The sequence below is a fragment of the Caballeronia glathei genome (assembly GCF_000698595.1).
In the GTDB taxonomy this organism is placed as follows: Bacteria; Pseudomonadota; Gammaproteobacteria; order Burkholderiales; family Burkholderiaceae; genus Caballeronia; species Caballeronia glathei.
Map to the genome: position 1 here is coordinate 1 of NZ_JFHC01000123.1, position 12,992 is coordinate 12,992.

The 12,992-nt window shown below is 60.9% G+C and carries 8 protein-coding genes and 1 pseudogene; 7 read left to right on the forward strand and 2 right to left on the reverse strand.

From position 1 onward, the window contains the following. The 7 genes and pseudogenes from BG61_RS36345 to BG61_RS36375 form a co-directional block, all read left to right on the forward strand. The coding region (locus tag BG61_RS36345) for an MFS transporter (protein WP_035942948.1) at positions 1 to 1,023 on the forward strand (1,023 nt) is incomplete at its 5' end. Between the two features lie 161 nt (positions 1,024 to 1,184). Continuing rightward, complete coding sequence (locus tag BG61_RS36350; RefSeq protein WP_081868310.1) at positions 1,185 to 2,117, forward strand: NADP-dependent oxidoreductase; 933 nt, start codon at positions 1,185 to 1,187, stop codon at positions 2,115 to 2,117. Between the two features lie 641 nt (positions 2,118 to 2,758). Continuing rightward, a complete protein-coding gene (locus tag BG61_RS36355) occupies positions 2,759 to 3,913 on the forward strand; it encodes an efflux RND transporter periplasmic adaptor subunit (RefSeq protein WP_152565275.1) in 1,155 nt (384 codons plus the stop codon). An 18-nt stretch (positions 3,914 to 3,931) separates the two neighbouring features. Further along, a pseudogene (locus BG61_RS36360) lies at positions 3,932 to 7,058 on the forward strand (efflux RND transporter permease subunit). A 197-nt stretch (positions 7,059 to 7,255) separates the two neighbouring features. Then, complete coding sequence (locus BG61_RS36365) at positions 7,256 to 8,710, forward strand: efflux transporter outer membrane subunit (RefSeq protein WP_035942954.1); 1,455 nt, start codon at positions 7,256 to 7,258, stop codon at positions 8,708 to 8,710. A 618-nt stretch (positions 8,711 to 9,328) separates the two neighbouring features. Further along, complete coding sequence (locus BG61_RS39565) at positions 9,329 to 9,544, forward strand: hypothetical protein (RefSeq protein ID WP_051673032.1); 216 nt, start codon at positions 9,329 to 9,331, stop codon at positions 9,542 to 9,544. Positions 9,545 to 9,866: 322 nt separating this feature from the next. After that, positions 9,867 to 11,315, forward strand: a complete 1,449-nt coding sequence (locus BG61_RS36375) for a dihydrolipoyl dehydrogenase family protein (protein WP_051673033.1) — start codon at positions 9,867 to 9,869, stop codon at positions 11,313 to 11,315. Positions 11,316 to 11,958: 643 nt separating this feature from the next. Here the strand turns inward: BG61_RS36375 and BG61_RS36380 are convergent. Next, positions 11,959 to 12,291, reverse strand: a complete 333-nt coding sequence (locus BG61_RS36380; protein ID WP_035942956.1) for a hypothetical protein — start codon at positions 12,289 to 12,291, stop codon at positions 11,959 to 11,961. 291 nt (positions 12,292 to 12,582) lie between these two features. Continuing rightward, on the reverse strand, positions 12,583 to 12,992 hold a 410-nt coding region (locus tag BG61_RS36385), incomplete at its 5' end, for an IS3 family transposase (RefSeq protein WP_035942958.1).

Here is a 12,992-nt window from a genome sequence, read left to right on the forward strand (position 1 = left end):
GTGGCCGGGGCGTGGCCGCGCAAGCTCATTCTCGTATTGGCGCTCGGCATTTTCGTCGCCGGCAATGCGATCAGTGCGCTGGCCACCGACGTGAACACGGTGCTTCTCAGCCGCGTGCTGGCGGGGTTCGGCGCGGCCCTGTTCTCGCCCACCGCACTGGGCGTTGCGTCCGTGCTTGCTGCTCCTGAGAAGAGAGGCAGAGCGCTTTCGATCGTGACCGCCGGACTGACCGGAGCAACCGCTCTTGGTGCTCCGATCGGTACGTTCATCGGAGGGTTCGGAAGCTGGCGGACCACGCTTTGGTTCGTCACGGTGCTGGGCCTTGTTGCAATGCTTGGCGTGTGGACGATGCTGCGCTCGCTCCCCCAGCCGCCAGTCGTGACGCTAAGGGACAGGCTCGCGCCGGTTCGCGATGTCCGCATTGCACTGACCCTGCTGACCTCGCTGTTCGCGTTTGGCGGATTCCTGATGGTCTATACGTACGCGGGCCTCGTGCTCGATCGTGTGACCGGCGGCGACGAACGCGTACTCGCCGGCATGCTGCTCTTCTGGGGTATCGCCGGGACAGTTGGAAACGTGCTCTGCGGCCGGCTGGTCGATCGCTTCCCCAGCCGCAGGATCATCAATGTGGCCCTGTGGATTGCCGTCGTCAATTTCTGCCTTCTGCCCTGGACATCCACCCATGTGGTGAGTGCCGCCGTTGCCCTGACGATCTGGGGGATATGCGGATGGGGTCTCATCGTGCCGCAGCAGCACCGGCTGGTGGAAATCGCGCCGCAGGCGGCGCCGCTCGTGCTCGCCCTGAACAACACGGCCACCCATACCGGGCTTGCCTGCTCGGCCGTGTTCGGCGGGCTGATGTTGTTGTTCATCGATCGGCACTACCTGAGCATCGTTGGCGCGGGACTGATTGCGGTCGCTTTTGTCTTGTCCGAGGCCGCGTATCGCTATCGTGAAAGCGGACGCGGCACGGAGCGAGCCGGAATCCCGACGAGCCGAGATAACCGGCCGCGAGGAACGTGACCAGATGGGCTGTGGCAGCAAAGCTTCTGGTGTTTGCAATTTCTCTGGAAAACGACCCTGTCAAGCAGCTGCTTGAACACCAGTGAGATGTTAAACGTTCAGTTGATCGTTGTTGTGCGAGGTTCAAACCTGTCGAACGCGGCGATCGAGGAGAGCATAAAGTGACAGCATTGATGCAAGCAGTTCAAATTGACCAGTATGGCGGACCGGACGTGCTTCAGATCCGCCAGCTACCGATTCCAGCGCCAGCCGAAGGGGAGGTCGTCGTCAAGGTGATGGCGGCGGGCGTAGGCCCGTGGGACGCGTGGATTCGCGCCGGAAAGAGCGTTCTTCCGCAGCCGCTGCCTCTGACCCCCGGTTCCGACATTGCAGGGGTCGTCGTTGAGGTGGGTCGCGGCGTCAACGAATTCGCTGTAGGCGACGAGATTTTCGGCGTGACGAACCGTCGTTTTACGAACGGTTACGCGCAGTATGCGAGAGCCAGGGTCGACATGATCGCCGCGAAGCCCTCCAGCATGACTTTCAAGGAAGCCGCATCGATGCCCGTCATCGCGGTAACCGCATGGCAGATGCTGCACGAGTTCGCGAATATGAAGGCGGGGCAGCGTGTTCTGGTACTCGGTGGGGCCGGCAACGTCGGAGGATACGCCGTACAGCTCGCGGACCTTGGCGGTGCCGAGGTCGTTGCAACCGCTTCGGACGCTCAGGCAGATCACGTGCGGGACTTGGGAGCAACTGAAATCATCGAGCGAGGCATGCACCGCGTGGAGCCATATATCGCCAGTTTCGACGCCGTCATCGATACGGTAGGCGGTTCAGCGCTGGAGCAGTCTTATTCGCTCGTGCGCCCTGGCGGGGTAGTTGTCTCCGCAGTGCAAAAACCCGATAGTGCACAACTGCCCGAACAGGTGCGCTCGGACTTTCTGTTGGTGCAAGTTGGCACCCGTATTTTGCAAGAGCTAGTCCGCCTTACGGCCGGCGGTCAGCTCAAAGCCCGCTTAGGCGATGTTCTACCACTCGCCGACGCACGCCGGGCGCATCAATTTATTGACAGCTCGAAACATCAGCCTGGAAAAATCCTTCTTATTCCCTGATACGAACCGGCAGCCACTGCATGGTTATGGACAGCCGGTTTTTAGGGATCTCTTCGGTGTTCCCTTCGCCATTGCCTGACGCTTAAGAAATTGCTATTCGCAACGGCCTGCGCGATGAGCGATTGGCGCGTAAGGGACAGAACGAGCGGCAAAAGCAATTTCCGCTGCAGGAAGACGCTCCGATCGGGATGTCGCGCTTACGCGATGAAAAGCAGGATAACGAATTTATAGAAGGCTAGCTCGGAGTAGTGGAAACGAGTCACGAACTTGTGAATCAGGAGAGTGAGAGTGTCTGCATATCTTGAGTGAGTGCTTTGGGACGCAAGCATACCGACGATTTCGTGGGCACGTTTGCGAGAAGCGTGGGCATCGCCAAGCCAAACCGAGTCGTTCGCGGCCTATCTAGAGGGACGTCGCCTTCGTGGCGATGAGTGCTTGCCGGGCGGAGACGACTTTGGCGATCTATGAAGCGCGCATCCGGGAATGGGAATGCTGCGCCTCAGGGTCCGTCGACATGAAGGTAGCAGGTAGCAGATCATCGAAGGTGAAAGCGAGTGGACGCAAAGACAAAGTTGGAGAGCGGGCAGGCCCGGAAAGGCAGCGGCAGAAGTGCCTTTAACCGGTCGTTGGTCAGGGGGTGGATGATTGCCGGCATTGCGGCAGCGGCTTTAGGGGTTGGATGGTTCATCCACTCACGCGGCGAAAGCGATTCCTCCGCTGACGCACGACCGTCGGCGCCGCCTCAGGTAACGGTAAGCAAGCCGCTCATACAGGAACTCGATACACGGCTGGGATTCCTTGGACAATTCTCGCCGGTCGATCAAGTCGAATTGCGGGCACAGGTCGGCGGCACGTTGACAGGAATCTATTTCAAGGACGGAGCGATTGTCCGCAAGGGGGATCTGCTTTTCGCGATTGATCCGGTCCCTTATGAAATCAGGCTCGCTCAGGCAAAAGCACAACTCGAGACGGCGAAGGCGCGGCTCGTGCTCGCTGAAAAGGAACTTCATCGTGCCCAGGAGCTGCAAGACAACGACGCCGGCACGGCACATAACGTCGAGCAACGCACGTCTGAGCGGCAGGCCGCCCAAGCGGCAATTGACGATGCTCAGGCGCGAATACGCGACGCCCGGTTCGACCTCGATCATTGCCGTATCACGGCCCCATTCACGGGACGTATCGGTACCCATCTCGTTTCGGTCGGCAATCTGATTGCCGGCAGTCGTGCGGCAACCAGTCCGACGACCTTGCTGGCGACGCTCGTCTCGCTCGACCCGATTCATCTGGATTTTGATATCAGCGAGTCGGATTTCCAGACCCTGTTGGATTATCGGGCGCAGGAGAAGGGCGCGCTGCCGGGCAACGTGGAACTTGCGCTGGGTAGCGACAAGGCGTTTGCACGGCAAGGCACCCTGGACTTCCTCGACAACGTCCTCGATCGGTCGAGTGGAACTATTCACGCCCGGGCGACGGTTCCGAATGCCGATCTTCTCCTGACGCCCGGCGAGTTCGCCCGCGTGAGGCTCGCCGTCGCGCATCCGGCGCCGACGATGCTCGTGCCGGACGCGTCGGTGCGACCGAACCAATCCCGGCACGTCGTCATGACAGTCGCTGCCAACGGCACGGTTGCGTCGAAGCAGGTCGAGGTCGGCGAAATGCGCGGCGGGCTGCGGGTGATCCGTTCCGGCCTTGCTCCGAGTGACCGGGTAATCATCGACGGACTGCCATTCGCCGCGCCCGGAGCAATGGTGTCGACGCGCGACGGCGCGATCCGGTACGCGACCAATCAGGATTAGAAACGGAAGACCCGAATCATGCGCATTGCCCATTTTTTCATTGATCGGCCGCGCTTTGCGACCGTCGTCAGCAGTTTCCTGACGCTGATCGGAATCGGCGCGATGTTCGTGCTTCCGGTCGCGCAGTATCCGGAAATCGTGCCACCCACCGTTCAGGTCACGACGTCGTATCCCGGCGCATCCGCGGAAACCATCGCACGCACGGTGGCGACGCCGCTCGAGCAGCAGCTCAATGGCGTGGAGAACATGCTGTACATGAGCAGCCAGTCGACGGGTGACGGCAGGCTCACGGTGACCGTGACGTTCCGGATCGGCACTGATCTGAACGTCGCGCAGATGTTGACGCAAAACCGTGTGCAGGACGCCTTGCCGCGGCTGCCAGAGGACGTCCAGCGGCTGGGCGTGCAGGTCAGAAAATCGACGCCGAGCATACTCTTGGCGATCCATCTCTACTCGCCCGACACATCGCGGGACACGTTGTATCTGTCGAACTATGCAACCCTGCATGTGAAGGACACGCTGGCGCGCTTGGCCGGTGTAGGCGACGTGCAGTTCCAGGGCGCGCGCGAGTACGCGATGCGTATCTGGATCGATCCCGACAAGGTTGCCGCAAACAATCTGAATGCCAGCGAGGTTCTCACGGCACTGCGCGCACAGAACCTGCAAGTCTCAGCCGGCATCCTCAACCAGCCACCCTCGGCGAGTAGCGAGGCGTACCAGATCAATGTCGAGGCGCTCGGAAGATTGTCCACGCCGCAGCAGTTCGCCGACATAGTCGTGAAGTCCGATCCCCAAGGACGCGTGACGCGCATTCGCGATATTGGTCGCGTCGAGGTCGGGGCGGCGGATTATGGCTCAACCGCGTTCATGGATCGCAGCAACGCTTCGACGTTGCTCATCTACGCCGAGCCCGGCGCGAACTCGCTTGCGGTCGAGCAAGCGGTCTTGTCGGCAATGCGCGGCTTGAAGAAAGATTTTCCGTCAGGCGTGGCCTACAAGGTCATTTACGATCCGACAATTTTCATCAGCAAGTCCGTCGATGAGGTGGTCGTCACGATCTTCGTGGCGATTCTGCTCGTGGTCGGCGTCGTCTTCCTGTTCCTTCAGAGCTGGCGAGCCACGGTGATCCCGGTCGTCGCGATCCCCGTCTCCCTGCTTGGATCGTTCATCGTTCTCGCGGCATTCGGGATATCGCTGAACAATCTCTCTCTGTTCGGTCTTGTACTTGCGGTCGGTATCGTAGTCGACGATGCGATTGTGGTGGTCGAGAATGTGGAGCGCAACATGCGCTCGGGCATGTCTCCGAAGGAAGCCGCGCATCGTACGATGGACGAAGTGGGCGGGGCGCTGCTCTCGATCGCATTGACGCTGTGCGCTGTGTTCCTGCCCCTCTGCCTTCCTGAGCGGGATCTCGGGACTGTTTTTTCGCCAGTTCGCGGTGACGATCGCCGCATCCACGGTGATTTCCTGCTTTGTATCGCTCACGCTCAGTCCCGCCCTTTGCGCGGTGCTTTTCAAGGAACACGAGCCGCACGACGCATCGCGCGCAGGCGTTGCGGGGCGTTTGCTGCATGCGGGCTTCGATCGCTTCAATCGCGCTTTCGATCGGGTGTCATTCGGATATGGCGACGTCACACGCCGCCTGGTGCGAGGGCTGACCGTCGTTTTGGCTGTCTATGTGGTGCTGATCGGTGTCGCGGGCGTCGAGTTCTCGCGCACGCCGACGGGTTTCATTCCCGAGCAGGATCAGGGCTATCTGATTACCGTCGTTCAGTTGCCACCGGGCGCGTCGCTGGAGCGCACAGAGAAAGTGGTCCGCGAAGCCATCGACATCATCCTGTCGACGCGCGGCGTCGAGCACGTCGCCCCGTTTGTCGGGCTCGATGCCACGACATTCACGGTGGCCTCGAACTCGGCAACGATCTTCTCTGGCTTGCCCTCGCTCTATAACCACGAGATTCCCGGCGTGACCGCGAACACGGTATTGGCCGGGTTGCGCGAACGCCTGTCCGTGATCAAGGACGCCCGCGTGCTGACCATCCCTCCGCCTCCGGTGCAGGGTCTCGGCAATTCGGGCGGCTTCAAGATGATGCTGGAGGATCGCGCGGGGCTGGGTCCGGAAGCGCTCGTGCAGGCGGCGAATGCCCTCGTTGCTGCCGCCAACAAGGACCCAAGCTTCGCCGGGGTATTTACCCTGTTCAATGCCGGATCGCCGTCGGTGTTCGCGAATATCGATCGTGTGAAGGCCGAGAAAGTCGGCCTGACACCCACCGACGTGTTCTCCGCGCTGCAGGTCTATCTGGGCTCGCAATACGTGAACGACTTCAACTATCTGGGCAGGACATACCAGGTCATCGTGCAGGCTGACGGGGAGTTCCGGCGCACGCCCGCCGATATCACGCGTCTTAAGGCGCGCAACCAGTCCGGCGAGATGGTGCCGATCGGCACCGTGGCCCGGATGGAAAGCCATACGATTCCGTATCGCGTACCGCGCTACAACCTCTATCCAGCCGCGGAGGTCCAAGGTGTTGCGGCTCCTGGCGTTGCCACCGGTACGGCACTGCATCGCATGGAAGAGCTTGCGCATAAGGTTCTGCCGCAGGGTATCGGTTTCGAATGGACGGACTTGGCTTATCAGCAGCAGCAGCGGGGCACACCGACGCTGCTGGTCTTCGGTGCCGCCGCACTCTTCGTGTTTCTCGTTCTGGTCGCGCAGTATGAGAGTTGGAAGCTGCCGCTCGCGATCGTGCTGATCGTGCCGATGTGCATTCTCGCCTCGGTCACCGGTCTGATCGCCCGTGGCATGCCCATCGACATCCTGGCGCAGATCGGTTTCGTCGTGCTCGTCGGTTTGGCTGCCAAGAACGCCATCCTGATTGTCGAATTTGCGCGTCAGAAAGAGGACGAAGGCTCCAGCGCGATTGATGCCGCGGTTCACGCTGCGCGCACACGCCTTCGTCCGATCCTGATGACTTCGTTCGCTTTCATTCTCGGGGTTGCCCCGCTCGCGGTCGCAACGGGAGCCGGCGCCGAAATGAGGCAGTCGCTCGGCACGGCGGTGCTGTTCGGCATGATGGGCGTGACGTGCTTCGGACTGTTGTTCACGCCCGCGTTCTATGTCTTCATCCGCACATTCGGCCGCTAGGAGCGCACATGAGTTCGACTATCGCCAATGTTCGAAGGCTATCGAATCGTGCCTCTCCGCATGGTTCCACCGGTCGGCCACGCAGCAGGAAGCACAACGACCCGCCCAATCAGGCCGAATCGGAATGCTCGCCGCACAGCGCGGCGGGCACGCCCGAACTGTTTGCCCTCGGAAAGGGTTGGAGCTTGCTGCGTGCCATGACTGCGGTCGTGGCGCTCACGGCGGCGGTATCGGGCTGTGCGGTGGGCCCCGACTATGAGGCGCCGTCGACGCATCTCGCCCCGTTCCACAATCGCGTCGCGACGAATGACGCGCGGCCGTCGACACCTGCGCCTCCGCTCGATACCTGGTGGACAGGCTTTAACGACCCGACATTGGCCACGGTCGTTCAGCGTGTGCTGGCACAGAATCTCGATCTTGCCGCCGCCTTCGCCCGGGTTCAACAGGCGAGGGCAGTCGCGGCGGGAGCAGGGGCGCAGCTTCTGCCGACGCTCGATTTCGACGCAAGCGGCACTGCCCTACATCAGAGCCTGCAGAGTCCAATCGGCTCGATCGCGAGGACTTTGCCGGGCTATAGCCGCGACCAGCGCGACTCCACCGCCGGAGCCGTGGCGAGCTGGGAGATCGATGTCGCGGGCGGGCTGCGTCGAAATGCCGCGGCCGCGCGCGAGGAAGCGCAGGCTGCCCAGGCGGAGCAGCTCGGCACGCGGATCACCGTGGCCGCCGATGCCGCCGATGCCTACCTGCAGATCAGAGGGTTCCAGGCCCGGCTTGCGGTCACGCAGGATCAGATCGACACTGACGCGCGCCTTCTCGAACTGGTTCGGGTCCGGCGTCGCGCGGGAGCGTCAGACGAGAGAGAGATCGCTCAGGCAGAGGCGCTTTTGAAGCAGGCAATGGCGACTGTGCCTGTTTTACGCACGGCGCTGGAAGCGCAAATGAATCGCCTCGATGTGCTCATGGGCGCGCAGCCGGGGACATACGCAGAGGAACTCGCGATCCCCGGGCCGATCCCCGCGATCCCGAGAATCGACGATAGCGATCAGCCGCTCGATGTTCTGCGGCGCCGACCTGACATCATCGCCGCCGAGCGTCGGCTGGCGGCCTCCAATGAGCGCATCGGTGCGGCGATCGCGGACTACTACCCGAAGGTTTCGCTATCCGGCTTGTTGGGATTCGACAGCATCAGCGCCGGCCATCTTTTTACCGCAAGTGCGTTTCAGGCCGCGGGTACGGGGGCACTTCGGTGGCGACTGTTCGACTTCGGCAGGGTCGATGCAGAAGTCAGGCAGGCGCGAGGTGCCAACGCGGAAGCTCTCGCCCTGTACCGGCTGTCTGTCCTCAAGGCCGCGGAGGACGTAGAGAACGCATTCACGGCGCTTTCACAGACGGAAGCGCGCAGGCAGGAGTTGCAGGATGAGGTCGCGTCGCTCACGCGGGCCCGCGATTTGTCCGAGCGCGCTTACAAGGCGGGCGCCATTACCCTTACGGACGTACTGGATGCGGATCGCCAGCTCCTCGTCGCGCGCGACGAGTTGGATAGGGTCCGCGCGGAACTGGCGCGCGCTGCGGTAGGTACATTCCGTGCCCTTGGCGGCGGCTGGGCGTCGCCCTCCGATGTGCGGACGGCGTCCGCTGGTGTTCTTTTCTAGCAACGGCTTACCAACCCCGGTGATGACACATCAAACGGACGTTATCGCGACGCTTGCGCGGATCGCAAAGGCCGAGCGGACGCTCTATTCGCGGGTGCAGCTCTGCAGCAAGGCTTTAGTAGGCTACCCGGTTCTCGTCCTCCGAGCTTTCGACTTGCGCAGTTCTCGGCCGCCTTGCGCGAACTCAAGAAGGCCCGGAACGCACTATATGCGCTGACGCCGCCCCTGCGGATTGGACCGCCGGTGAAGTAATCGGCGAGGTACATCGGCGCCACCGGTGCAGCGAATTCTTGCGCTTTCTGCGCACGATCGAAGCCAGCGTGCCGTCTTGGAATTGATTCAACGAACTTCTAATTCACGACACTAATCCGGTCGAGCAGGCACCGAGCGGATGGTGGCAGGGTAGGTCGTCCGGTACGGGCCTCCACGGGGATCGGGATCGGCCTAGCGTGCGTCGCTATCCAAGATTCAGCACAGATCCACTCCAATCCCCGGGGCGGTGGACCGCCGGTTGCTCAAGGGCTTCGAGTGGACAGCAGCAATCGGCGAAAGCGGATGGCGTTTGGGCGTAACGTCAGAGAGTTAGAATTCGTGGACAGCGGGAGGCGCGTGCCACCTGTGAACAACCGATTTTCGGATGCGGAAGTCGCGCCCGTGAAGCTGTGGCACGACGCCGTTACGCAGCGCCGGCGTGCTAGCGCGGCCAAGCTGACTGCGTACGGCGAGGCGTCGCCCGAGCGGCCGATCAAGCCGACCCGCATTGAACTCGCGGTGCTCACCGCGCTGGCGCATGTGTACGGCTCGTCGCTCGTAAATAGCGCTTCATACCGGTAATCGAGTGCGTCGCGGGCTGCGGCGCGGTCGCAACGGTGCAACGCGCGCTGTGGGGTGAGAGCCCTGACGATGCGCGGATCGCCACGCTTTTGCTGGATGCGCGCACGGCGCTTGCTATCCTCGTTGGCACTTGGCCCGGAACGTTTACGGCCGAGGCGCATGCGCAACTGCAAGGGTTCTGGCCGCGGCCGCCGATACCGCCTGCGTGCGGAGAAGACGACGAGCGCAGTCACGATGACCGGCCCGATTGAACTGAGTGCTTTTTCTGCCGGAAAGGGCGTTGTCACCCCATTGCGGCATTCCTCTGAGCAAAGGAGGGTTCATGGCTGACGATCTGCATTCTGGCCAATCCGTTGAAACGATTTCTGCGGGTTTTCGATCTATCGAGGAATACGACCTCGTCATAATCGGTAGCGGAGAGGCGTCGAAGTACGTCGCGTGGACGCTCGCGAAGCAGGGGCAGCGTGTCGTCGTTGTGGAACGAAAATACATTGGCGGGTCTTGCCCCAACATCGCTTGCCTGCCAAGCAAAAACGTTATTCACAGCGCGAAAGTCGCCTCCTATTTTCGTAGAGGCGAAGAATTTGGCATCGGGACGACCGGCTTTACCATCGACATGGAGTCGGTTAGAAATCGAAAACGCGAGATGGTGGCGGAACTTGTTGACATCCACGTCGAGAACTTCAGAAAGAGCGGAGCGGAGCTGATCGTAGGTTACGGCAAGTTCACTGGCCCCAGGACGGTCGAGGTCACGCTGCCCGACGGTACGACCCGCACGCTGCGTGGTACGAACGTGATCATCGGCACAGGAACGACCGCGGCCGTGCAGCCGATTCCTGGTCTTGCTGAAGCGCAGCCTTTGACGCATATCGAGGCGCTGGAACTCGGCGAAATCCCTCAACACCTTCTTGTCATGGGAGGTGGGTACGTAGGCCTGGAGTTAGCGCAGGCGATGCGTCGATTTGGAAGCCGGGTCACCGTGATTGATCGAAATGAGCGATTGGTGCATCGTGAAGATCCGGACATAGCAGAAGGCCTGAGCAAGCTGTTTCAGGAGGAGGGCATCGAGCTAGTCCTTAGTGCGCACGTTGAGCGTGTCTCGGGTACGTCAGGCAAGGCTGTCACGGTCATTGTGAGACAGGGTGCATCGCAGCGAACTCTCGAGGGCACGCATCTTCTCATTGCCACCGGCAGAACGCCTAACACCCAAGGCCTCGGTTTGGAGTCGGCCGGCGTTGACACGACGGATCGCGGCTATATCAAGGTCAATGAGCGACTCGAGACAACAGCGGCTGGTGTCTGGGCGGTCGGAGACGTGGCTGGCAGCCCGCAGTTCACGCACGTCGCCTTCGACGACTTCCGCGTGATCCGCGACAACCTCGCTGGAGGCAATCATGTAACAACAGGGAGGCTAGTGCCATTCTGCATGTTTACCGACCCAGAAGTGGCGCGAATCGGCCTTAGCGAGACGGAAGCTGGCGCGCGGGCGATCCCCTATCGCCTGTTCAAAATCCCGATGGCGGCGGTGTTGCGCACGCGTACTTTGTCTGAAACACGCGGGTTTATCAAGGCTTTGGTTGACATTAATAGTGACCGCATACTTGGCCTGACCGTGTTCGGCATAGATGGCGGTGAGATCATGGCTTCCGTTCAAGTCGCCATGATAGCGGGCCTCCCCTATACGGCGTTGCGCGACGCCATCCTTACTCACCCGACGCTACTAGAAGGCCTTGTTGTCTTGTTCTCGTCGTCTCCGTCAGTACCAACGTAAGCTGGATGAGTGCATATGTAGCGATCATCTTTAGCTGCAGAACGACCTATGAAGACTTCGGTCACACGCCAAAGCAATCCCTGGTCGTCGTCGTTGCTTTTCTCCTCGGCATGGGCCGTATGACAACGGCCCTCTTACCGGCAAGTCCCCGTTTGCCGATCTCACTCCTCTATGGAGGCGCAATTTTCACGTCCCCCATCGATACTGGGTCAAGACGAGCGCCGACATGACCCTCTCTTCTGGAGTATCGTCGGGACAGTCGGAAATCCGCTGTGCGGCGGGCTGGTCGATCGCTTTCCCAGTCGCACGATCATTAGCGTAACTTTGTGGTTCGCCATCGCCAATGTCTGTGCTCTGCCGTGGACATCGACCCATGTGGTGCGTACCGCCATTGCGCTGACGATCTGGGGCGTATCCGGATGGGGCCTCATCGTGCAGCAGCAGCATCGGTTGGTGGAGGCCGCGCCGCAAGCAGCACCGCTCGTGCTCGCCCTAAGTAGAAGGCCGCTATCTATCCCAGGGTGGCTCCGCGCATCGCGCCGTGAGACATCTCACATGCTTCCAGCTAATCTGCATTCTTCCCGGGGAATAGAGATAATTGCGATGTCGGCGCCATCGTTGCCCTTGTATGCAAAGGACACCGTTACCCCACTCGCAGGTAGCATCGCATGGCCGCTGTAAACTGTTGTGCCGAGACTTCTGCGCCATCGTAGTCGATCAAGGTGTAGTTATAGCGAAAGTGGTGCGCAAGGCCCCAAGTATTGTCAAGTCTAGTATCCTTATCGACCATGACCGGTGCCTGCTTATTGATCATGTTCATCATCTGCGCGAGCTGGTGGTCGATTCGATCAGACTCTTCCGACTCATAGTCGGCTGCGACAGCAGGCTTTCCTGCCGCTCCGCGTGCGCCGGATGCGGTCACCCTGATAACGACGCCCAATGCAGCGATGGCGAGAAAGAACAATATCTTTTTCATAAATCATCCCTGAGTATTACCTGTTGTTCACAGAGCGTAGGGCGGTCAATGCTGGGGGGCGACGTGTAAATACCCCAGACTGTGCGATGGCTAACAATCCATGGGCACGGACGTTGGCTGCCGATGATGCTTTAAAGCGGACGTAGGTGGATGTAGCGCGCTGAAATTCCGTCCGATCACATTACGGTCTACAACGGCACCTCGAGAACATGTCCCGGGCAGGTCGGCGCGTCGCAGCTAGTGTGCGGTCTCGTGCAGCCAATGGCCGATTGATCGAGGGCGCGATTGACCTTACCCCGCCGAGTGCACCATTCGCAAGTTAGGTGGCGGGCTGGTTTTCGGTTGATGCAAGAGCCGGAATTGGTCCGGCGCCAGTTGCCCGAGGGCGCTATGCGGGCGAACCGAGTTGTAGTCGATTCGCCAGGCTTCAATACGTTCGCGTGCGTTATCAAGGTTGATGAACGCGTGCTGGTTTAAACACTCTTCCCGCAGCCGTCCATTGAAGCTCTCGATGTGCGCGTTTTCCACCGGCCTGCCGGGCCGGATGAACTGCAGCCTGACGCCATGTTTGTGCGCCCATGCATCGAGTGCCTTGCTGACGAACTCCGGCCCGTTGTCGACCTGTATGAGCTGGGGCTTACGTCCCTGCTGGCGCAGCTGTTCAAGTACCCGTGCGACCCGCGCACCGGTCAGTGAGAAGT